Raw genomic sequence first — 21,756 nt, 5'->3', positions numbered from 1 at the left:
CGATGTCCTCCCCGCCCGCCGCCCAGGGCCCCTCGACCCGACGCCTCTCCTCGCCCTCACGACCCTCCTCGACCCGACGGTGCCCGATGTCCCCTGACGACCCCCATGAGTGACGAGACGGGCCCCGCGCGGGCCGACGACGCCGCTCCCGGCGCGGTGACCCCCACCGCCGAAGCACCCACCGCCGAGACCGCGCCCGCGAAAGCCGCGTCCGCGAAGGGAGGCGGCCTGACGCGCAGGGCGCTGCTGGTCGGCGTGGGCGCGGCCGGGGGCGCCGGGGCCATGTTCGCGGCCATGGGCGCGCTCGGGCTCGTCCCGGAGTCCCAGGACAGGAACTTCACGCCCCCGCAGCGCTCCGACTTCTCCCTCACCGGCAGGGCGGCGGCCGAGGTGGTCGTCATCGGCGCGGGCGTCGCCGGGCTGACCTGCGCCTACGAGCTGGGCAAGGCCGGGTACGACTGCACGGTCCTGGAGGCGTCCGGCCGGGTGGGCGGCAGGAACCTCACGCTGCGCGCGGGCGACCGGCTGGACGAGCTGGGCGGCGAGACGCAGACCGCGGAGTTCGCGGAGGGCGTCTACTTCAACGCGGGGGCCGCGCGGATCGCGCCCTGGATGGTCACCATGGACTACTGCCGCGAGCTGGGCGTCCCCGTCGAGATCTTCGTCAACAACAACGCCTCGGCGTACGTCTACACGCGGGGCATGGCCGCCCCGGCCCGGGCGCGCGCGGCCCGTGCGGACCTGTACGGCTACGTCGCGGAGCTGCTGGCCAAGGCGAGCAACGCGGGCGCGCTGAACCGCCGCCTCACCGCCGACGACCGCGAGCGGCTGGCGGAGTTCCTGCGGCGCTTCGGCGACCTCGGCCCCGACCTCGCCTACCGGCGGGACTCCAGGCGGCGGGGATTCGAGACCTACCCCGGGGTGGGCGAGGGCGTCCCCGTGGGCCCGGCCTCCTCGATGCGCGACGTGCTCGCCGCGGGCACCGGCAGGTACGTCACCATGGACTTCGGCTACGACCAGGTCATGCCCATGTTCCAGCCGGTGGGCGGCATGGACGCCATCACCGAGGCGCTCGCCGACGCGGTCGGCCGCGACCGGATCAGGACGGGCACGCCGGTCACCGGGATCAGGAACCTGGCCGACGGCGTGGAGGTCACCTACCGGGACGGCGAAGGGAACGGAGTCGTGCGCGCCGACTACTGCGTCGTGACCATGCCGCCCCACCTGCTCGCGCGCCTGCCGCACAACCTCGGCGCCCCGGTCACCGCCGCGCTCCGCACGCCCGTGCCCGTCTCCGCCGGCAAGATCGGGCTGGAGTACGGGAGACGCTGGTGGGAGATCGACGACCGCATCTACGGCGGCGCCTCCGAGACGGACCTGGACATCACTCACATCTGGTACCCCTCCTACGGCTTCCACTCCGAGGGCGGCCTGGTGGTCGGCTACTACAACGTCGAGGAGAACGCCGAGGCGTACACCGGCCTGTCCCACCGCGAGCGGCGCAACCGCGCGCTCACCCAGGGCAAGAAGATCCACGGGGAGAAGTACCGCGCCGAGCTGCGCTCCAGCGTCTCGATCGCCTGGAAGCGCCAGCCGTACATCGAGGGCGGCTGGGCGAGCTGGCCCTCCTTCGACGCCGCCTTCGACCTGCTGCAGCGCCCGGCGGGCCGGGTCTACCTCGCCGGCGACTGGCTCACGCACCTGACCGCCTGGCAGGCCGGTGCCATGGAGTCCGCGAGGAGGGCGGTCACCGATCTGCACCGGCGGGCGCTCCAGACGACCTCCTGAGTGTCACCCCGCCGCCGTAAGGTCTCCGGTGCGAGAGAATCCCCGAAGGAATTCCCAGGGAGGCGAGACGGCGATGGCGATCGGGACACTTGACTGGACGGGTGCCGCGGAGCGGCCGGACCTGCTGGCCGAGCCGGTGGCGCGGGCGATCGGAGGGCTCGGAGGGCTCGGGGGGCTCGGCACGGTGACCGTCGCCGAGATCGACCCGGAGCTGGCCGACACGGCCGCCTTCTGCGAGCGCTACGGCGTGGGCCTGGGCGAGTCGGCCAACTGCGTGATCGTGGCGGCGAGGCGCGCGGGGGAGATCCGCTACGCGGCGTGCATGGTGCTCGCCACCATGAGGGCCGACGTCAACGGGGTGGTCCGGCGCCACCTGGACGCGCGGAAGATCTCGTTCGCGCCGATGGACGACGCGGTCGCGCTGACCGGCATGGAGTACGGCGGGATCACCCCGCTCGGCCTGCCCGAGGACTGGCCGGTGCTCGTCGACGAGGCGGTGGCGGCCCACCCCGGGGTCGTGATCGGCAGCGGCGTCCGCCGCTCCAAGCTGGCCGTTCCCGGCTCCCTGCTGGCCGGGTTGAAGACGGCGCAGGTTCTCCACCTGGCCAACTGAAGCGGAAATGAGATTAAGTGATAGCGGGAATCGGGAAACCGTCGGGGTTCTGTGAACGTTATTCAGTCGGAAAATGTGGCCCGATGGTTCATCTCGTGGGCGAGGTCTAAGCCGATATGGTGCTTCATGCCATGAATCAGGACGACCGATTGGGCCCTTACCGGCTGCTACGGCGGCTCGGTGAGGGCGGTATGGGCGTGGTCCACCTAGCCGTCGACCCGCAGGGCCGGCAGGTGGCGGTGAAGGTCCTCCGCGCCGAGGTGGCGGGCGACGACGTCGCGCGCCGCCGTCTTTCGCGTGAGGTCGAGACGATGCGCCGCGTGCGCAGCGAGTACATCGCGGAGGTCCTCGACGCCGACGTGACCGGTCACCGCCCCTACATCGTGACGCGCTACGTCGCGGGCAGGCCGCTGGACGAGGTCATCAAGCAGGACGGCCCCATGGAGCTGCCCGCGCTGCTGCGGGTCGCGCACGGGGTGGCGTCCGCGCTGGCCGCCGTCCACTCGGTCGGGGTGATCCACCGCGACCTGAAGCCCGGCAACGTCCTCATCCTGGACGGCGAGCCGGTCCTCATCGACTTCGGCATCGCGCAGGCCGTCGACGCCACCAGGCTCACCCAGACCGGCATGTTCATCGGCACCCCCGGCTACCTCGCCCCCGAGATCATCGAGGGACACGAGGCCGGGCCCGAGGTCGACGTGCACGCCTGGGCGGGCACCCTGGTCTTCGCCGCCACCGGCCTGCCGCCCTTCGGCAAGGGCACGCTGGAGATGATCTTCTACAACATCACCGCGGGCAAGGCGAACGTCGACGCCGTCCCCCAGGCGCTCCAACCGGTCCTGCGGGCCGCGCTGCAGCGCGACCCGGCGAGGCGGCCCGCCGCCGCCGAGCTGGCGGCACAGGTGGCGCGCCTGCTGCCCAGCAGCGGCACCGGCCCCGCCAGGTCCCGGGTGCCCGACGAGATCACCACGGTCTCGGAGTTCGACGACCCCGTCACCGGCTCCCGCGCCTCCGGTCCCCACGGTGCCCCCAGTGTCCCCGGTGCCCCGGGCCCGCGCGTCCCCGGGCGCCAGGGCCCCGAGACCGGCGGGCCGGGCGACGTGCCGACCCCGGTGGCGTCGCGCCCCGCGGGCCGGCAGCCCACCTCCTGGCCCCCGGCCCCCGTCGCCCAGCCCCAGGAGTACGTCTCGCTGCTCGGCGAGGAGCAGCCCGACCCGTGGCCCACCCGCCGGGTGACGCCCGAGGAACTGCGCCAGGCCGCGGCGGCCCAGCAGGCGGCGTACGACCTGCCCACCGGCATGCTCGCCCCCGAGGACGTCCCCACCCGGGGGCCCGCCCCGGGGCCTGTCCCCGGTCAGCAGACCCCCGCCGCCCGCGACCGGCAGGGGGCGCGGGCCGACGACGGCGCCACGGCCCCGGTCTCCGACGGCGACATCCCCACCCAGCGGGTCCGTCCCCAGGACCTGCAGGAATACATCCGCCAGTACACCGACCAGCCGGGCCGCCCCGGCGGGCCCGGTCAGCAGGCACAGCCGGGTCAGCAGGCACAGCCGGGCCAGCACGGTCAGCAGGGCCGGTCACCGCTGCCCGGTGGCCAGCCCCCGCCGCCCTACCCGCAGCGGCAGGCCCCCTTCGACCAGCAGCGGACCCCGCACGTCCGCACCCCCGCCACCCCGCCCCCCTACCCCTATCCGCACCCCCAGCCCCAGCAACAGCCCCAGCAGCCCGTGCCGTCGGCGCTCCACCCCGGCCAGCGTCCGGGACACGCGTTGCAGCGTTCCAAGGCGTACGGGGTGGCGAGCGTGCTGATGCTGGTCGTCATGACGGGCGCGGCGGTCATCGCCCCGGTGGTCGTCGCCGCGCTGGCGATCCCGGTCGCGATCCTGCTGCGCGCCGCCGACATCGCCCAGCCGGCGTTCAACGGCAGGAGGGGCGCGGGCGAGGCCGCGGCCGACGTCTTCCGGGTGCTCGTCCAGCCGGCCGCGCTCCTGAAGTCCATCGGAATCACCATCGCCCTCGTGCCGTACGCGCTGATCCTCGGCCTGCCGGTGACGCTCCTGCTCACGGTGCTGGTCGGGGGCATGCCGGCGACCAACGCGCTGAGCTGGGGCGTGGCCGTCGCGCTCTGGACCGTGTGCGCCGGACCCGGCGTGGAAGGCCCAAGCCGCCAGATGCGACGTACGCTGGCATCACTGCTGCCGTCACGCGGCGCGGCCATCATCGCCGCCGCGGGGCTGGCGGCGGTGGCGGCGCTGATGGTCTTCCTGGCGATCGGCACCGTGGGAGAGAAGGCACGGCAGGCGGTGTGGACGCCGGTCGACGTCGAAACGGTGGTGCAGGAACTGAAGGACCTACGAAAGAAGGCGGCGTGATGACCGGGGACACGCGGGCGCCCGAGAGGCTGGGTCCGTACCGCCTGCTCAGGAAGATCGGCGAGGGCGGCATGGGCGTCGTCCACCTCGGGCTCGACGAGGACGGGCGCGAGGTGGCCGTGAAGGTCCTGCACCCGCACGTGGCCGCCGACCTCAAGGCACGCGACCGGCTCACCCGCGAGGTGGAGACCATGCGGCGGGTGCGCAGCCCGCACGTCGCCGAGGTGCTCGACGCCGAGCTGACGGCGAAGCAGCCCTACATCGTGACCAGGTTCGCGCCGGGGCGCACGCTGGAGGAGACCGTCCTGGAGGACGGCCCGCTCCCCGCGGACGAGGTCATCCGGCTGGCGCAGGGCATGTGCGCGGCGCTGGTGGCCATCCACGCCGCCGACGTCATCCACCGCGACTTCAAGCCGTCCAACGTGATGATCGTCAACGGTGACCCGCTGGTCATCGACTTCGGCATCGCCCACCTGGTCAACGCGACCCGGCTCACCCAGACCGGCATGTTCGTCGGCACCCCGGGCTACCTCGCCCCGGAGATCATCCGCGACTCCGAGATCACCCAGGCCGCCGACGTGCACGCGCTGGCCTCGACGGTCTTCTTCGGCGCGACCGGCAAGCCGCCGTTCGGCACGGGCAGCTTCGAGGTCGTCTGCTTCAACATCATGGAGGGCCGGGCGAACGTCGACCTGGCCCCCGCGTGGCTGCGGGGCTGGCTGCGGCGGGCCCTGGCCGTCGACCCCGTCACCCGGCCGTCCGCGCCGGAGCTGCACCGGATGGCCCGCGCCCTCGACCCGAGGGTGACGGCCTTCCAGGAGACGCCGCCCACCTCCATCATCGAGGGCGGGACGAAGGTCCTCAACGCCGACGGCACCCGGGTCCTGGACGGCCAGACCACGTCCTCGTCCCAGGCCGCTCCCGCACCGGCCTCGCCCTCCTCGCCGCCGCGCGACGGCACCCGCGCGCTGCCGCAGGACGCCACCTACTCCGACCTGCTCCCGCCGGTCGAGTACGCCAAGCCCGAGCGGCGCGAGCGCAGGCCCAGGCAGGAGCAGGGCCAGGGGTCCGCCGCGACGGCCCCGCCCCCGTACGTCCCGGCCGCCAAGCCGCCGCCCTACGTCCCCGCGCCGCCCTCGGCGCAGGCCAGGGCCGCGGCCCCGCCGCCCCTCGCCGACCAGCGGGTGGCGGGGTATCCCGCGCCGCCGCCCACCGGCCAGGCGCGGCCCTACCCGCCGCCGGTCCAGGCGCGGCGTGAGGCCCCCACCCAGGACCGGAACCGGCCCGCGCCCGTGCCCGCGCCCCGCACCCCTCCGCAGGAGCGCTACCGGGCCGCCCACCCGCTGGCCTCGATGCTGCTGCTCACGATCCTGGTGGCGCTGGCCTGCGTGCTGCCCGTGGTGGTGAGCGCGTTCGCGCTGGTCGCCGCGCTGTGCCTGCGGGTGGGCGAGCACCTGCTCGGCGACCTGGCCCAGCGTCGCTCCATCCGGGGCAGCAGCGCCGGCGACCCCCTGCTCGCGGTGCTCGGCACCCCGTGGGCGCTGATCAGGTCCGCGTTCGGGACGGTGGTCAGCGCGGTGCTGTCCGCCATGTTCGGCATGTGCGTGTGGGGGTTCCTCGTCTACGCGGGCGACATGAACAAGAACTTCGCCGCCGCCTACGCCGCCGGTGCCTTCGTGGCCGGGCTGTTCGTGCTGCCCGGTGGCGGCAAGCCCCGCAAGGCCGTCGCCCGTACGCTGAGCGGGGTCATCCGGAGCCCCGGCGCGGGCATGGTGACCACGATCGTGCTGGGCACGCTCGCGTTCTTCGCGGTGATGGCGGCGTTCAGCGTGGTCCCGTCCTTCTCCCCGTGGCGCAACCCGACCGACGTCGTCGACAGCCTCACGGCGCAGTGGCGGCAGTCGGCGAACGAGGGCGCGATGGGCGTGCTCGACCTCGTCGGCGGCCTCTTCGACGAGCTGATGAAGAGCCTCGGCCTGGGATTCCTGACATTCTGGAAGTAACGGTCCCGCCGGGTGTTTCCCGGCCGCCGACCGGTGCGCGACGGCCCTCTCTGCGGCACGATGGAGGGGACCCGCCGGAAGGAGTCGCATGGTTGCGCCGGACGGTGAACGTCTTGGCCCCTACCGCCTGCTGTCGAGACTGGGCGCCGGAGGTTTCGGCGAGGTCCACCTGGCGCTCGACCCCCAGGGCCGCACGGTCGCGGTCAAGATCCTGCACCCGCATGTCGCGGCCGACGAGACGGCCCTGACCAGGCTGTCCCGCGAGGTCGAGACCATGCGGCTGGTCCAGGGCCCCCGCGTCGCCGAGATCCTGGACGCCTCCCTGGAGGGGGCCCGCCCCTATCTGGTCACCCGTTACGTGCAGGGCCGCCCGCTCGGCGCGCTGGTCGCCGCCGACGGGCCGGTCTCCGGCGACGCGCTCGTACGGCTGGCGCGCGGCCTGGCCGAGGCCCTGGCCGCCGTGCACGCCGCCGGGGTGGTGCACCGCGACCTCAAGCCCGCCAACGTGATCCTGACCGACGGGGAGCCGGTCGTCATCGACTTCGGCATCGCCTCCGCGCTCGACTCGCCCTCGGTCACCGCCTCGGGGGCCGTGCTCGGCACGCCCGGCTACCTGGCGCCCGAGGTGCTGGAGGGTTCCGAGGCCGGTTCCGAGGCCGACGTCTTCGCCTTCGGGGCGACGCTGGCGTACGCCTCCACGGGGCGGCACCCCTACGGCACCGGCCCGGCGTCGGCGATCGGCTACCGCGTCGTCCACCACCCTCCCGACCTCGACGGCGTTCCCGGGTGGCTGGGGCCGACGCTCGGCGAGTGCCTGCTGCGCGATCCCGCCGCCCGGCCGCCCGCCGACGAGCTCCTGGCGCGGGTGGGCGGCACCCCCGTCATCCGGCCGGCCGGGGAGCACCGCACCCCCGCCGAATCCTGGAAGGCCGCCCGGGCCGAGGGCGGGTGGCGGCGGGCGGCGGCGTTCCGCGACCCCCCGCCGTTCGCGGAGGCGGACACCCCGGACCTCGCGGGGCTCCCGCACCCCCGGTCCCATGACCTTCCGGTGCCGAAGGCCAGGCGGCCCCGCGACTCCCCGGACACCGGGATGCGGGATCTCGGCACCCGCGAGTGGCGGCCGGGGCAACCGCGCCCGACGACGGGCAGGCCCTCGCCGGAGGAGGCCCGCGAGCGCCGCAGGGCCGTCCTGCACCGCCGCTGGGTCGTCGGCACCGGCCTGCTCGTCTCCCTGATGGCCGCGACCGCGAGGGAACCGCTGCCCGAGGTGGCGCTGCTGCTCCTGACGGGGTACGGCTCGGTGATGCTCGTGGACGCGGGCATCGCCCTGTTCGCCCGCCGGGACCGGGGGCGCATGATCCTCGACCTCGCGGCCGGGGCCGGGGCCGTCGCGCTGGGGGCGGCCCTCAGCACGTTCTTCAGCACGTTCACCCTGGCGCTCGCGCTGGGCACCGTCCTCTTCGTCCTGATCGCGATCCTGGTGGCCAGCTGAGCGGGCCGGGGCCTGAGTCGGGGCGGGGGCGTGCGCGTGGCGCGGAACCCGCACGCGAATACCGGAACATAGTTCGGTAAGGTAGGGGTGGCGGTCCTCGGGGAAGGTTACGGCCGCGCGGCGCAAGCCGTGCAACCTGGCGGTTTGCACCTAAGCTACCGACGGGTAACATAATTGCGGGGGGCCGGGGCGGGCACGTACCGACCGGGCCACCCGCTGCCACGCCGCCCGAGGGCACCTGGCAGTCTTGGCAGCGCGTGCACGTACCCCGCGTGCACGTACCGCATCCGGCGTCAACCGCAGCGACGCGGTGGCGCAGGCGAACACGGGAGGTCGGCCACCGGCCATGAACATCGTCGTCTGCGTGAAGCAGGTCCCCGACACGGCGACCGAGCGCAAGCTGAAGTCCGATGACAATACGCTCGACCGCGACGCCGCCGACGGCGTCATCAACGAGCTGTGCGAATACGCGGTCGAGGAGGCGCTCCGCCTGAAGGAGGCCCACGGCGGTGAGGTGACCGTCCTCACCATGGGCCCCGCCAAGGCGAGCGACACCATCCGCAAGGCCCTGGCCATGGGTGCCGACAAGGCCGTCCACCTGGTGGACGACGCGCTGCACGGCTCGGACGCCCTGGGCACCTCCCACGCCCTGGCACAGACCCTCAAGAAGATCGGTTTCGATCTGGTCGTGCTCGGCTCGGAGTCGACGGACGCCCGCACCGGGGTCCTCGCCGCCATGCTGGCCGAGCGCCTCGGCGTGCCGCAGCTCACCTTCGCCAACCAGGTGAAGATCGAGGGCAAGGACGCCATCTCCATCCAGCGCGTCACCGACTACGGCTACGACAAGGTGGAGGCCTCGCTGCCCGCCGTCGTCTCCGTCGTGGAGAAGATCAACGAGCCGCGCTACCCGTCCTTCAAGGGCATCATGGCCGCCAAGAAGAAGCCGGTCGAGAAGCTCGGCGTCGCCGACGCCGGGATCGACGCCTCCCAGGTGGGCCTGGCCAACTCCTGGAGCGAGGTCGCCGACTTCGCGGTCGCCCCGCCGCGCGCGGCGGGCACGGTCGTCAAGGACGAGGGCGACGGTGGCGTGAAGGCCGCCGACTTCCTCGCGTCGAAGAAGTTCGTCTGAGAGCGGGGGTTAGCTGCAATGTCCGAGATTCTCGTTCTGGTCGAGCACGTCGAGGGCCAGGTCAAGAAGGTCACCCTTGAGCTGCTGACGCTCGCCAGGAAGCTGGGCACCCCGGCGGCGGTCTGGACGGGCGCGGGCTACTCTCCCGAGGCCCAGGCCAGGCTGGCCGAGTACGGCGCGGAGAAGATCTACCTGGCCGACTCCGCCGAGGTCAGCGACTACGTCGTGGCCCCCAAGGCGGAGCTGCTCGCCCACCTCGTGGGTGAGAGGTCACCGGCCGCGGTGCTCGTCGCCGCGACGGCCGAGGCCAAGGAGATCGCCGGCCGTCTCGCCATCAAGATCGACTCCGGTGTGCTCACCGACGTCGTGGGCATCGAGGACGGCCTGGTCGCCGACCAGTCCATCTTCGGCGGCGGCATCAACGTCCGGTCGCGCGTGACCAAGGGCACCCCGATCGTCGCGGTGCGCCCCAACGCCACCCCGGTCGAGGCCGCCGCGGGCGCGGGCACCGAGGAGCGCGTCACCTTCACCGTGTCCGACGCCGCCAAGGGCGCCAGGATCGTGGAGCGGGTCAAGGAGGAGAAGGGCGCGCGCCCGGAGCTCACCGAGGCCGCGATCGTGGTCTCCGGTGGCCGGGGTGTCGGCTCGGCCGAGAAGTTCTCGATCATCGAGGACCTGGCCGACTCGCTCGGCGCGGCCGTCGGCGCCTCCCGCGCCGCCACCGACGCCGGCTGGTACCCGCACCAGTTCCAGGTCGGCCAGACCGGCAAGACCGTCTCGCCGCAGCTGTACATCGCGGCGGGCATCTCCGGGGCCATCCAGCACCGGGCCGGGATGCAGACCGCCAAGACGATCGTCGCGATCAACAAGGACCCCGAGGCGCCGATCTTCGAGCTCGCCGACTACGGCGTCGTGGGCGACCTGCACCAGATCGTCCCGCAGCTGACCCAGGAGGTCACCAAGCGCAAGTGACCCGGCCGGGGTCACGGCGTATTCGGGGGTACGGGCACGGTGTGCCCGTACCCCCTGCCGGTTCGCGGGCCCGCCGGGGTCAGGCCGCGACGGAGAGCTCGCGCCTGGTGGTCTCCAGCGGGACGACGACCGCGCGGGAGCGGGGCAGGAACCACGCGGCCACGGCGATCAGGACGCCGAGCACCACGGCGATGCCGAGGCCCACCCTGAGCGTGACCAGGTCGGAGAGGAAGCCGATGATCACGGGGCCGAGCAGCAGTCCCGCGTAGCCCATCGCGCCGGTCTGGGCGATGGCCGGTCCGGGGTCGCCGGTCGCACCGCCCGCCAGGGACATGGCCATCGGCGAGACCGTCGCCACGGCCACGCCCACGAACAGCATCGCCGAGAGGGCGATCGGCGCCGTGGGGGCCGCGAGGACCACGCCGAAGGTCGCGGCGGTGGCCAGGCCCGAGGCGACCATCATGCCGCGGGCGCCGAAGCGGGCCCGGACACGGTCACCGGTGAGACGCCCGGCCAGCATGCCCGCCTCGAAGATCGGATACCCCAGCGCCGCGAGCGCCTCCGGCGCGCCCAGCACGTTCCGCAGGTACAGGCCGTTCCAGTCGGCGACCGTACCCTCCACCATGAACGCGCAGAAGGCGATCGCGCCGAGAAGGTAGACCACCGGGGGCATCCGGCGCCGTGCCGTGCCCCGGCCCCCGGCGGAACGGCCGCCGGCCGTGACCGGGTCGGGCAGGTAGGAGCGGCTGACGAGGACCGCCACGGGGAGCGCGAGCAGGGCGACCAGGGCCAGGTGGACCGTGATCGAGAGTCCCGCCGCGATCGCCGCGGTGCCCAGCAGGCCCGCGGAGATCGCCCCCACGCACCAGCCGGCGTGCATGCCGTTCATCAGCGGACGCCCGTAGGCGCGCTCGACCGTCGATCCCTGCGCGTTCATCGCCACGTCCACCGCGCCGAACGCCATGCCGAACAGGCCGCTCGCGGCCAGCGCCAGGGGGAACGACGGCGCCACCGCGAGCAGCGCCAGGGTGGTCGCGGTCAGGGGAGCCGCGACCCGCAGAATGCTCCGGCTGCCGAAGCGCGTCATCACCCCGCGCATCGACTGCATGGTGATAAGCGCTCCCAGCCCCCACACGAGGAGGACGGCACCCACCGACGCCGCGGAGAGTCCGAGTTTGTCGGAGAGCGCCGGAATGCGCACGGTCATCGATCCGCACAGCAGGCCTGCGAGCACGAATGTGAGAACCGCTCCGGTTCGAGCCGCTCTCAGGTCGCGGGTCATGACTCAATCCCTTCAATAAATGTTTTGACAAACCGGGGAGCGGGCACATTGAAACCGGTCGCTTTCGCGCGTGCGAAAGCGACCACCAATCTTTGTGAGTGTTTCCCCTGGTCAGGTGAATGATCAGACGGGTGCCCGCCGGGCGGCGCGTCGAGGCGCCGGGGTTGTCACCGGGTGGTCAAGCGGGCAGTGTCGTCAGGCGGGCAGCAGGGCCAGCAGACGCCGTTTCAGCACCTCGAAGTGCTCGGCGTCGTAGAGGTCGGGGTCGTGGCTCGCCACGTCCCACAGGCCCTCGCAGGCCAGGCGCACGATCTGCGCGGCCTCCGGGTCGGGCTCGCTGTCGAGCCCCTCGCGGTGCCAGCGGGCCATCGCCTCCCGCAGCGGCGCCAGGAGATAGAGGTTGCCGGAGGCCCCGGTCACCACGGCCCAGCGCCGCAGCCTGCCGCTCCGCACGGCGGCGAACGTGGCCGCCAGATAGTTCTTGGTGTAGGTGTCGTGGCCCTGGGCCGCGACGAGCTCGTCGAACTCCTCGATCAGCCGCTCGACCATGCCCTTGATCAGGGCTTCCTTCGTACCGAAGTGGTAGAGCAGGCCGCCCTTGCTGCATCCGGCGCGTTCCGCGACGGTCGCCAGGGTGAGCGCCTGGGAGCCCTGGTCGCAGAGCAGATCCTCTGCCGCGTCCAACAGCTCTTCCCGTCTCATGCCGGTTACTGTACCGTCTGGACGGTTTAGTGGTCAACTCCGGGGATCGGGCTCTCCACGGGCGCGGATACGCTTGGAAGGTTGACAGCGAGTTGGGGGAGGGGAATGCGGCCGTGAAGTCCGCCTATCTCGATCACGCGGCGACCACGCCGATGCTTCCCGAGGCGATCGAGGCGATGACAGCCCAACTCGGCAAGGTCGGCAACGCGTCCTCCCTGCACGCGGCCGGCCGTCGCACCCGCCAGGTCGTCGAGGAGTCGCGGGAGACCATCGCCGCCGCGCTCGGCGCCAGGCCCAGCGAGGTCGTCTTCACCGCGGGCGGCACCGAGGCCGACAACCTCGCCGTCAAGGGCCTGTACTGGGCCCGTCGCGCCGGTGGCGCCGGCCGGATCCTGATCAGCGCGGTGGAGCACCACGCCGCCCTGGACCCCGCGCACTGGCTCAGCGCCCACCAGGGCGCGACCGTCGAGCCGCTGGAGGTCGACGAGCTCGGCCGGGTGCACCCGCGGACCCTCCGCGACGCCATCGAGCGTGACCCGGCCGGGGTCGCCCTGGTCAGCGTCATGTGGGCCAACAACGAGGTCGGCACCGTCCAGCCGGTCCACGAGCTCGCCGCGATCGCCGGGGAGTACGGCATCCCCTTCCACACCGACGCGGTCCAGGCCGTCGGCCAGCTCCCCGTGGTCTTCGCCGACTCGGGGGTCGACGCGCTGACGATCTCCGGGCACAAGGTCGGCGGCCCGATGGGCGTCGGCGCCCTGCTGCTCGCCCGGGGCGTCGACCCGGTGCCGGTGCTGCACGGCGGAGGGCAGGAGCGCGACGTCCGCTCCGGCACGCTCGACGCCCCCTCCGTCGCCGGGTTCGCCACGGCTGTACGGGCCTCGGTGGCCCGGCAGGCCGAGAACTCCGCCCGGCTGACCGGGCTCCGCGACGATCTCATCCGCCGGGTCCGCCAGGCGGTGCCCGACGTGATCCTCAACGGCGACCCGGTGAACCGCCTCCCCGGCAACGCCCACTTCTCCTTCCCCGGCTGCGAGGGCGACGCCCTGCTCATGCTCCTGGACGCCAAGGGGGTGGAGTGCTCGACGGGCTCGGCCTGCTCGGCGGGGGTGGCGCAGCCCTCCCACGTGCTGCTCGCGATGGGCGCCGACGGGTTCCGGGCACGCGGCTCGCTGCGTTTCTCCCTCGGTCACACCTCGACAGAGGCGGACGTGGACCGGCTGGCCGAGGTCATCGGCCTCGTCGTCGAACGCGCCCGCCGCGCGGGCCTGAGCTGATCGGTGCCCGGGGCCTCCCGGATCGACGAGGTGGGCCCCGGCGCGGGTACGCTCAGGGGGTTATGAGTCTTCGTGTGCTTGCCGCCATGTCCGGTGGCGTCGACTCCGCCGTGGCGGCCGCCCGCATCGCCGAGGCGGGCCATGACGTCACCGGTGTCCACCTCGCCCTCTCCGCCAACCCCCAGTCCTATCGGACCGGCGCCCGCGGGTGCTGCACGGTCGAGGACTCGCGGGACGCCCGCAGGGCCGCCGACGTGATCGGCATCCCCTTCTACATATGGGACATGGCCGAGCGGTTCCACCGCGACGTGGTCGAGGACTTCGTCAGCGAGTACGCCGCCGGGCGCACGCCCAACCCGTGCCTGCGCTGCAACGAGAAGATCAAGTTCGAGGCGGTTCTCGACCGGGCCCTCGCGCTGGGCTTCGACGCGGTGGCCACCGGGCACCACGCGCGTGTCGCGGACGGCGTCCTGAGCCGCAGCCCCGACCAGGGCAAGGACCAGTCGTACGTCCTGGGCGTGCTCACCAGGGAGCAGCTCGGTCACGCGATCTTCCCGCTGGGCGACTCCACCAAGGCCCAGGTCCGCGAGGAGGCAGCGCGGCGCGGCCTGACGGTGGCCGACAAGCCCGACAGCCACGACATCTGCTTCATCGCCGACGGCGACACCCGGGGCTTCCTCGCCGACCGCCTCGGCGCGGAGCGGGGGCCGATCGTCGACGAGTCCGGCGAGGTCGTGGGCGACCACGAGGGCGCCTATGGCTTCACCATCGGCCAGCGCAAGGGCCTGCGCATCGACCGCCCGGCCCCCGACGGCCGCCCGCGCTACGTGCTGTCCATCGAACCGGTCTCCAACACGGTCACCGTCGGACCGCGCTCGTCCCTCCAGGTCACGACCATCGTCGCGGAGCGGCCGGTCTGGAACGGCCCGGTGGACGAGCCGCGCGAGCCGCTGGCCTGCACGGTCCAGCTCCGCGCCCACGGCGAGGTGTACGGCTGCCGTGCCCAGCTCTCCGGCGGGGAGGTCCACATCACGCTGGACGGCCCGGCCACCGGGGTCGCGGCGGGCCAGGCGGCCGTGCTCTATCTCGGCGACACCGTGATCGGCTCGGCCACCATCGCCTCGGCCTCCTGAGCCCACTCTCCGAGCGTGTTCCCCGAGCCGGACGTGTTCCTTGAGCCGGGCCCGCTTCCCGAGCGCGTCCGGCCGTCGTGACGGTCGCGTCGCGTCCCGTCCCGTGTGGGCCTCGCCGCGGGACGGACGCGGGCCCGGTGTCCGGCGCGCCGGGTTGCCCGCACGGGCGGGCCGGTCAGGCCGAGGCGCCGAGGTGTCGAGGCGCTCAGGGCAGGGTGACCGACTCGCCGGGCTTGAGACGGCGCATGTCGGCCTTCTGCCTGTCCGACTCCATCTCCAGCCACATGTCGACCAGCCGGAGCCCGATGTCGTTGAGCAGGCCGTCGTGGGTGGAGAAGGCGCGGGCGGGACGGACCTGCCGGAGATATTCGACCATCTCCGACGCCTTCATCCACGGCGCGTTGGTCGGCACCAGGAGGGTGGGCACCTCGACACCCGGCGGGGTGAACGCGTCACCGGGGTAGAAGACCTCCTCGTCCACCAGGAAGCCGACGTTGCGCACGATCGGCAGGTCCGGGTGGTTGGGGGCGTGCCACTCGCCGACGGCCCTCACCCCGAAACCGGCCGCCTCGAAGGTGTCGCCGTGCCGTACGACCTGGATCTTCGCGGGAACGTCGGCGAGGGCGGCGGCCACACCCTCGTTGGTCCAGATCCGCAGGGACGGGTCGGCCTCGGCGGCCCGGCGCAGCAGATCGGCGTCCACGTGGTCGAAGTGCTCGTGGGTGATGAGCACGCCCTGTGCCCCGTCGAGCACGGACTCCCCGCTGAAGGAGCCCGGGTCGATCACGAGGACGGAGTCGTCCTTCTCCAGGCGGACACACGCGTGCCCGAACTTCGTGAGTCTCATCCCCTCACCTTACGGACGTGCCGGATCATGGCCTCGTGTCCGTGCCGCGGAGGGCGGGCGTCCCGTGCGGGGACGTACGGGCTCGGTGAACTTCAGGGCTTCACGGGCTTCGGGGCTTCGCGGGGATAGGCCGGGGGACGGGACGCGCGCGGGGGGTTGCCCGGGAGGGCGGCGCCCCCCGCGCGGTCCGGTCAGGTGATCACGGGCGGTGCCGTGCGGCCGTCACCGCCCCAGACGTCCTCGTCCTCGACGAGCCAGGTGGAGCGCTCGCGGTCCTGGTTCCCCTCGCCCGCCGCGCCGCCCATCGGCATGAACGGCATGCCGCCCATGCCCATGCCGCCGCGCCCGTCGGCCCGCGGGCCGCCGGCGGCACCGAAGCCGCCGCCGGGTCCGGCGGTGCCGCCGTTGCCGACCCAGGAGGTCGGCCCCGCGGTACCGTTCGGGCCGAGAGAGTTGATGGGGCCCACGCCACCTCCGCCGCCGCTCCCGGTGTAGGGGAGGCCGGTGCCGGGGCCGGTCCCCGGACCGAGGCCCGTTCCGGGACCGAGACCGGTGCCGGGACCCGCTCCCGTGCCGGGGCCGCCCGGCAGGGTGGGCTCGAAACCGGCCAGCTTGGTGTTGCGCGGGTCGTTCGGATCCAGGCCCGGGTTGTTCGGGTTGTTGAGGTTCAGGCCCGGGTTCTGGTTGTTCGGATTGTTCGGGTCGTTCGGGTCGTTCGGGTTCAGGCCCGGCGGATCGGTGGGGTAGCCGGGCGGGACGGTGCCGTTCCCCGGGGGGCCGCCCGTGCCGGGACCGCCGCCACCGGGAACACCCGTGCCGGGACCGCCCGGATAGGCCGGGTTGGAGACGTCGGGATACTCGCCGCCTCCCGGATAGCCGGGCACCTTGACGCCGCCGGGATAGCCGCCCCCGCCGGGGTAGCCTCCCCCGCCGCCGGGGTAACCGCCTCCTCCGCCGGGGTAACCGCCTCCTCCGCCGGGGTAACCGCCGCCGTAGTCACCGCCGTAACCGCCGGGGTAACCGCCCGCGCCGCCGGGGTAACCGCCGGCGCCCGGGTAGCCCCCGACGCCGGGGTAGTTCTGGTTGGTGAGAGGGGGATCGGCCGCGCCGCTCAGCTGGGGCAGGTCCTTCTCCACGGTCGCGGGAATGCTCTCGTAGAGGGTGACCAGCTCCCGGTTGAGCGCCATCAGGCCCTCGCGGGCGAAGTCGTTGTTCGACTTGTTGCTGAAGAGGTACGTGTTGCCGATCTTCCCGAAGGAGAGGTCGTCCCCCGGGAGGAAGTCGACCGCGTCGAGGAACCCTCCCAGCGACGGCCTGTTACGGGCGGCCTCGATGTACTGGGGAAGGACATCCCTGCCGTAATGGGTCAGCGGTGGCCCGAGCTGGCCGCAGCGGGTGGCCAGCTCGTTGACCGTCTTGTGGACCAGCTGGAGCGCGTTCTGCGCCTCGATCGAGGCGTCGCCGCTCCAGACCTGGGCGAGTTCGCCGGCGACCTGCCTGAGCAGGAGGTGGCTGTCGCGCAGCGTGCCCGCCGCGGAGCTGTAGGCGTGGCCCGCGTCCTCGATGGCCCGCGGGTTGGTGGCCTCCAGCATCATCTTGATCTCTTCGCCGCTGTAGCCGCTGTAGTGGCCACGGCTGCCGACTCCCGGGGGGCCCTCACCGTCGAACTTGATGTGGTGAAGCGCGTGGTCGTTGCCCATCGCCTCAGCCCGCCTTGTTCGTGGTGCTGGCCTGCTCGGCGTCCCCGTAGTTGTAGGCGGCGACCCGCAGCAGCTCGATCGCGGCCCGATACTTGGCGATGGTGTCCTGGTAGACCACGCCGATCTTCATGTGGGCCTTGCCCGTGGTCCTGGCGACGTCCTTGGCGGTGTCCCAGGTGCCGAAGTGCGCCTCGGTCAGGTTGGTCATGGACCGCATGTCCTGCAGGGCTCCCTCGTTCGAGCCCTCCAGGCGTGCGACGTCCTCCTCCAGAGCCTTGAGGAGCTGCTTGATCCGGTCGCGCTTGATCTCGACGGCCGGGCGGTTCTTGTCGAGGCCCGGCCAGGGGGACGTGGCTCTGTCATCAAGAGGTGCCATACCTCTCTCCCCGCTTGCTAAGGGGCCGCGACACCGCCGCGACCCGGTTGGTTCTCCCCGCCACGGAGAGGGCCGCGGCAGCGCCGTGGCCCACCCGGTTCCTGGGGTCAGCGTCCGTCGAACATCGTGACGTTGACCTTCTCGGTCATCGCGAAGTTCTCCCTGCCGATCTCGATGACGCCACCGAGGCGCTGGAGCAGCGCGGCCATCCGGCCGGACGCCGCGTCCCACTGGGCGCGGGCGCCGTAGTAGGCCGTGCGGGCGTCGCCCTCCCAGTCGCCGAGCAACCGGTCGAGGTCCCCCTCCAGGTTCTGGAGGGTGCCTTCGAGCATCTGCCACTGCCGGGCGAAGTCGCCGGCAGAGCGGTCCATCTGGCCGAAGTCGACAAGAGTGCGGTCGAAGTCGCTAGCCATGGTGATCCCCGTTCCGAATCCGTCAGCTGTTGATGTCGGCCCCGAGGCGCCTGGAGACGGCGCTCTGGTTCTCCTGGGCCGTCTCGTAGTTCTTCTGGATGTTCTTGAGCTTGATCGACAGGCCCTCAAGCTCGCGCAGGATGTTGGTCATCTCGGTGCTCCAGGCGTTGAACACGCCGTCGAAGGAGACCGCGGACTGGCCGTCCCAGCCGGAGCGCAGCTCGCCCCGGTGGCCTTCGAGCTGGGTCTTGATCTGGTTGATCGTGTTCTTGGCGTCGTCGGTCTTCTGTGACGCTTCGCCAAGCCGCGAATGGTACGCGGAGGTCTTCTGAACCACGTGACACCTCCATGGTGCTCGACTGGCATGGGACTTTCGATCATTACAAAGTGGACAGTCGTTACGTCTCTCACCAATAACGAACGAATGTACCGTTGGTAACGGGGATCACGGTTGTCCCACGGGCACCGGGATTCCGGCGGCCGTCCGGTTGAGCGCGGGCCCTTGTGGGATCAGATGCACGATGTGCGCCGGCAGCGGCGCGACGTCCGCGGCGGTGTAGCCGAGGCTCGCCAGCGACTCCGTCGCGGTGATCGCGTGCCGCCGCCCCTGGTCGCTGATCAGGAAGACCGAGGCGACCGAGTCGAGCCTGCCGTTCCCCGGCAGCACGCCCACCAGCGACGCGGTGCCCGGCGGGAGGACGACCTGGTCCACCGAGTCCTGGTCGAACCGCCCGGCCGGAGGCGCGGGGATGCGCATGGTGCTGCCGACGGTCAGCCGCGCCCGGGTCGATCCGCGCTCGGTGTCGGCGTAGACCGCGCACACCGGCGAGGCGGGGTCGGGGGCGACGACCCGGGGCATCGTCGCGGGAAGCCCGGCCGGGTCGAAGCGGGTGGCCGAACGCCGCATCCCGTTCGCGGTCGCCGCGTCGATCTCCAGGGCGCGCACCGGCGCCCTGCCGTACGCCTTCTTGCTGGCCGGGTCCTGGAGCAGGAGGTCGGCCTGGGCGGCGGTGAGGGCGGCGAGGCCGTCGGGGAGCAGGACGTACCACTTGGCCGCGCCGCCCGACGCCGCCCGCACGGTGTAGACGCGGCCCGCGACGGAACGCCTGCCGTCGGGGCCGCGCACCACCCGGCCGCGGGCGGAGAGCGCGGGGGCGCGGAAGTCGGGGCCGATGGGCAGCGCGTTGAGCCAGGCCGCGGGGACCTGCCGGGGCTGCTCCTCGGTCAGCGCCCGCAGGCTCTCCTGCGGCACCCGCATCCGCCGGTCCGACCAGAGCAGCCAGGTCTGCGAGCCCTCCTCCACGACCATCGCGGTGTCCCGCCCGATCGGGGTGCCGCCGACCGCGAAGCCGCCGATCAGCGAGGTGTGCGGGGTGCGTGTCCCGGCGGTGTCGACGCCCTCGACCACGCAGGCCGACCAGGGGGCGCGGACCAGCCGCGCGCGGGGCGGCAGGGACTCGGGGGCGCCGGGGATGCCGACCAGGAGCCCGCGCGGGAAGCGCTGGAGCGACGCCGTGGTGACCGCGCGGACCGTCACGCCCTGGCCGCCGCCGAGCAGCAGCCGGGCCGAGGTGACGTTGGCGACCGGGATCATCTGGCCCCGCGTCGCGCTGTAGACGAAGGTCGCGCCCGTCTCCTCCTCGACGATCACCGTCCCCGGCGCGGTGAGCGCGGTGGCGCCGCCGGGCTTCAGCAGGCCGTAGATGCCGAACCCCACCGCCACCAGCACCGCGACCAGCACGCCGCAGAACGTCGCGACGTTGTGCCTGCGCATCGGCGACTCGGGCACGTCGGGCTCGCCCTGGAGCAGGGCCATGCCCAGACGCTGGGTCATCAGCCGGTGCGCCTGATAGAGATCACGACGGGTCTGCATCCCACCTCCGCCTCGCCGGGTGCGTGGTCGCCGACAGCATAGAAGCGTGATCACCGATCGGTGCACGGGGCGCCGACGGTGAACGGCGGTGGTACCGGACGTTTCCGGTCGTCGGCGACCCCGTGAACAGGCTCTCGAAGGGGAGGGGAGAGCCGGATCGGGATGGTAGGAGATGTCCGGGAACACGTGATCACGGAGGCCGGATGACCCAGGAGAAGTACGTCACCTCCAAGGCGATCGAGAGCATTCGCAAGGAGATCGAGGAGGACATCATCCCGAGGATCAGGGAGATGCACGCGATGCTGGGCGACACGACGGTCGGGTTCCCCGGCTGGGGGGCGGTCGGCGAGGTCGGCGTCGGGCTGCGCTACCGGGAGGTCCAGCGGGACGTGGGCGAGAAGTTCGACGCCGCGGTGGAGGTGCTGGAGTCGTGGACGGTCGCGCTGACCACCGCCCGCGTCAACTGGCGCACCGCGGAGGACAACAGCACCGTCGTGTACCAGTGAGCCGGGGACGGGGGAATCCGACGTGACCGCGAGATCGGGCGGGAGGCCGAGCCCGCTGACGGCGGGAAAGAGCGCCAAGGGGGTGATCACGAACTCCACCAAGGTCCTGTCCACCCTCAAGGGCGGCGCCAGGCTGGCGCCCACGGCCTGGGCGGGCGTGGCGATCGCGGGCACCGCCGTGGCGAACGTGCCGGGCATGGCCGACGCCTACAACAACTGGGAGTCCATTCACTCGCGCCTGGACACCGCGGTGAAGAGCTACGTCGCCATCCTGCTCACCAAGGAGAAGGAGGGCTGGATCGCCGACGACAGGGAGGCGTTCGACGACGCCGTCCAGCGGATGCAGGAGGCGCTGGAGAGCCTGCGCGCCTACGTCAAGAACGTCGCCGGGATCGTCGACGAGCTGGGGGACGCCTACCGCGCGTACTGGCTGGCCATCGCCAAGATCGCGGCGACCCTGCTGGCCCTCGCCACGATCGCGGCGGCCATGCTCGCGACCCCGTACGCGGCCAACGCGATGGTCAACCTGAGGATGCTGGGCGCCCTGGCCAGCCAGGTGATCGCCGTCTCGACCGGCGCGCTGGGCAAGCTCGTCGCCTCGGTGGCCGGGAGCATGTCGGTCTACTTCTCCGGCAAGGCGTGGGTCCAGTCGTTCAACCTGGAGCCCACCGGCTCGGCCAAGGTCGACTTCACCAAGGCCAGGATCGACCCCTCGCTCCTGCCGTACCGGCAGGCGCCCACGGGGGCGCCCGGCCAGGTGCCCCAGCTGCCCAAGGGCGGGACGTTCGAGTGGCTGTCCCCCAAGAAAGAGATGCCGGAGCCGTACAAGTGAGCGACCGCACCCCCGAGAGCCCGCGCCTGGAGAACCTCGACAACCTGCGCCTGGAGGACCTGGACGCCGTCGTACGGCAGAGCGAGGAGACGCTGCGGCGCCTCGGCGGCGTCTTCGGCGAGCTGGAGACCGTCACCGGGGAGGGGGCCGGCGCCGACGGCCTGGCCCGCGCCCTGGTGGACGGCGCCGGGCGGATCAAGGAGATCACCCTTGAGCCGCGCATCATGCGCCTGGACAGCCAGGCCGTCGCCGAGGCGGTGACCGAGGCGGTCCGCGCCGCCCAGGAGGCCGCCGGGCGCGCGAACGAGGAGCTGCTCCGCGCCGCCACCGGCGGCGACCCGCTCCCGCTGGACATGGGCGAGGCCCGCCGCCGCTTCGAGGACATCGGCCAGGATCTGGTCCGTACCCTGGACGACCTGACACGCGGTTGACCGGTCGCCTGTCCA

General features: G+C 72.7%; 20 protein-coding genes. 12 read left to right on the top strand and 8 right to left on the bottom strand.

All coding sequences use genetic code 11. The annotated features are described in order from the left end of the window. Window positions 1-105 precede the first annotated feature (105 nt). From ACFYWM_RS16455 to ACFYWM_RS16425, 7 genes are all read left to right on the top strand, one after another. Window positions 106-1,788, top strand: coding sequence for a flavin monoamine oxidase family protein (locus tag ACFYWM_RS16455; RefSeq protein ID WP_389915006.1), 1,683 nt, complete (start codon window positions 106-108; stop codon window positions 1,786-1,788). 73 nt (window positions 1,789-1,861) lie between these two features. Continuing rightward, window positions 1,862-2,401 (top strand): YbaK/EbsC family protein, encoded by a 540-nt coding sequence (locus ACFYWM_RS16450; protein ID WP_389915004.1) that lies wholly within the window; start codon window positions 1,862-1,864, stop codon window positions 2,399-2,401. 131 nt (window positions 2,402-2,532) lie between these two features. Next, a complete protein-coding gene (locus ACFYWM_RS16445; protein ID WP_389915001.1) occupies window positions 2,533-4,773 on the top strand; it encodes a protein kinase in 2,241 nt (746 codons plus the stop codon). Next, complete coding sequence (locus ACFYWM_RS16440; RefSeq protein WP_389914998.1) at window positions 4,773-6,776, top strand: protein kinase; 2,004 nt, start codon at window positions 4,773-4,775, stop codon at window positions 6,774-6,776. Before ACFYWM_RS16445 ends, ACFYWM_RS16440 begins: the two co-directional genes overlap by 1 nt. Window positions 6,777-6,864: 88 nt before the next feature. Continuing rightward, window positions 6,865-8,268: a protein kinase gene (locus ACFYWM_RS16435; RefSeq protein WP_389914995.1), complete on the top strand. Its 1,404-nt coding sequence runs from the start codon at window positions 6,865-6,867 to the stop codon at window positions 8,266-8,268. A gap of 346 nt (window positions 8,269-8,614) precedes the next feature. Then, window positions 8,615-9,397: an electron transfer flavoprotein subunit beta/FixA family protein gene (locus tag ACFYWM_RS16430; protein ID WP_389914992.1), complete on the top strand. Its 783-nt coding sequence runs from the start codon at window positions 8,615-8,617 to the stop codon at window positions 9,395-9,397. Between the two features lie 18 nt (window positions 9,398-9,415). Further along, window positions 9,416-10,369 (top strand): electron transfer flavoprotein subunit alpha/FixB family protein, encoded by a 954-nt coding sequence (locus ACFYWM_RS16425; RefSeq protein ID WP_389914989.1) that lies wholly within the window; start codon window positions 9,416-9,418, stop codon window positions 10,367-10,369. 79 nt (window positions 10,370-10,448) lie between these two features. On the opposite strand, the gene ACFYWM_RS16420 is transcribed toward ACFYWM_RS16425, so the two are convergent. Together ACFYWM_RS16420 and ACFYWM_RS16415 are read right to left on the bottom strand one after the other, a co-directional pair. Further along, window positions 10,449-11,651, bottom strand: a complete 1,203-nt coding sequence (locus ACFYWM_RS16420) for an MFS transporter (protein ID WP_389914987.1) — start codon at window positions 11,649-11,651, stop codon at window positions 10,449-10,451. Window positions 11,652-11,846: 195 nt separating this feature from the next. Further along, on the bottom strand, window positions 11,847-12,353 hold the full coding sequence (locus ACFYWM_RS16415; RefSeq protein ID WP_389914984.1) for a TetR/AcrR family transcriptional regulator: 507 nt from the start codon (window positions 12,351-12,353) through the stop codon (window positions 11,847-11,849). 113 nt (window positions 12,354-12,466) lie between these two features. On the opposite strand from ACFYWM_RS16415, the gene ACFYWM_RS16410 reads away from it, so the two are divergent. Both ACFYWM_RS16410 and mnmA read left to right on the top strand, forming a co-directional pair. Continuing rightward, complete coding sequence (locus tag ACFYWM_RS16410; RefSeq protein ID WP_389914981.1) at window positions 12,467-13,630, top strand: cysteine desulfurase family protein; 1,164 nt, start codon at window positions 12,467-12,469, stop codon at window positions 13,628-13,630. A 62-nt stretch (window positions 13,631-13,692) separates the two neighbouring features. Further along, a complete protein-coding gene (mnmA, locus tag ACFYWM_RS16405; protein WP_389914978.1) occupies window positions 13,693-14,763 on the top strand; it encodes a tRNA 2-thiouridine(34) synthase MnmA in 1,071 nt (356 codons plus the stop codon). A gap of 205 nt (window positions 14,764-14,968) precedes the next feature. Here mnmA and ACFYWM_RS16400 read toward each other — a convergent pair whose 3' ends face one another. From ACFYWM_RS16400 to eccB, 6 genes are all read right to left on the bottom strand, one after another. Then, window positions 14,969-15,610 carry an MBL fold metallo-hydrolase gene (locus tag ACFYWM_RS16400; RefSeq protein ID WP_389914976.1) on the bottom strand — a complete coding sequence of 214 codons (642 nt, stop codon included), beginning with the start codon at window positions 15,608-15,610 and terminating at the stop codon, window positions 14,969-14,971. 191 nt (window positions 15,611-15,801) lie between these two features. Further along, window positions 15,802-17,310, bottom strand: coding sequence for a WXG100 family type VII secretion target (locus ACFYWM_RS16395; RefSeq protein WP_389914974.1), 1,509 nt, complete (start codon window positions 17,308-17,310; stop codon window positions 15,802-15,804). Between the two features lie 4 nt (window positions 17,311-17,314). Next, complete coding sequence (locus tag ACFYWM_RS16390) at window positions 17,315-17,686, bottom strand: hypothetical protein (RefSeq protein WP_389914972.1); 372 nt, start codon at window positions 17,684-17,686, stop codon at window positions 17,315-17,317. Window positions 17,687-17,793: 107 nt separating this feature from the next. Continuing rightward, window positions 17,794-18,099, bottom strand: coding sequence for a WXG100 family type VII secretion target (locus ACFYWM_RS16385; RefSeq protein ID WP_344917995.1), 306 nt, complete (start codon window positions 18,097-18,099; stop codon window positions 17,794-17,796). 22 nt (window positions 18,100-18,121) lie between these two features. Beyond that, the gene (locus tag ACFYWM_RS16380) at window positions 18,122-18,436 is read right to left on the bottom strand and encodes a WXG100 family type VII secretion target (RefSeq protein WP_389914969.1); all 315 of its coding nucleotides are present in this window, start codon (window positions 18,434-18,436) and stop codon (window positions 18,122-18,124) included. Between the two features lie 108 nt (window positions 18,437-18,544). Continuing rightward, window positions 18,545-19,972 (bottom strand): type VII secretion protein EccB, encoded by a 1,428-nt coding sequence (eccB, locus tag ACFYWM_RS16375; RefSeq protein ID WP_389914966.1) that lies wholly within the window; start codon window positions 19,970-19,972, stop codon window positions 18,545-18,547. 203 nt (window positions 19,973-20,175) lie between these two features. On the opposite strand from eccB, the gene ACFYWM_RS16370 reads away from it, so the two are divergent. Genes ACFYWM_RS16370 through ACFYWM_RS16360 form a run of 3 tightly spaced genes read left to right on the top strand, consistent with a single transcriptional unit; the run spans window position 20,176 to window position 21,741 of the window. Then, the gene (locus tag ACFYWM_RS16370) at window positions 20,176-20,478 is read left to right on the top strand and encodes a hypothetical protein (RefSeq protein ID WP_389914963.1); all 303 of its coding nucleotides are present in this window, start codon (window positions 20,176-20,178) and stop codon (window positions 20,476-20,478) included. A gap of 22 nt (window positions 20,479-20,500) precedes the next feature. Beyond that, on the top strand, window positions 20,501-21,310 hold the full coding sequence (locus ACFYWM_RS16365) for a hypothetical protein (RefSeq protein WP_389914960.1): 810 nt from the start codon (window positions 20,501-20,503) through the stop codon (window positions 21,308-21,310). Beyond that, window positions 21,307-21,741: a YbaB/EbfC family nucleoid-associated protein gene (locus tag ACFYWM_RS16360; protein ID WP_389914957.1), complete on the top strand. Its 435-nt coding sequence runs from the start codon at window positions 21,307-21,309 to the stop codon at window positions 21,739-21,741. The genes ACFYWM_RS16365 and ACFYWM_RS16360 overlap by 4 nt, the downstream gene beginning before the upstream one ends. The last annotated feature ends 15 nt before the right edge of the window (window positions 21,742-21,756 follow it).

This window comes from Streptosporangium sp. NPDC002721 (assembly GCF_042888905.1).
Taxonomy (GTDB): domain Bacteria; phylum Actinomycetota; class Actinomycetes; order Streptosporangiales; family Streptosporangiaceae; genus Streptosporangium.
The sequence above is the reverse complement of the archived record's forward strand: the minus strand, read 5'-3'. Positions and strand labels throughout refer to the sequence as shown.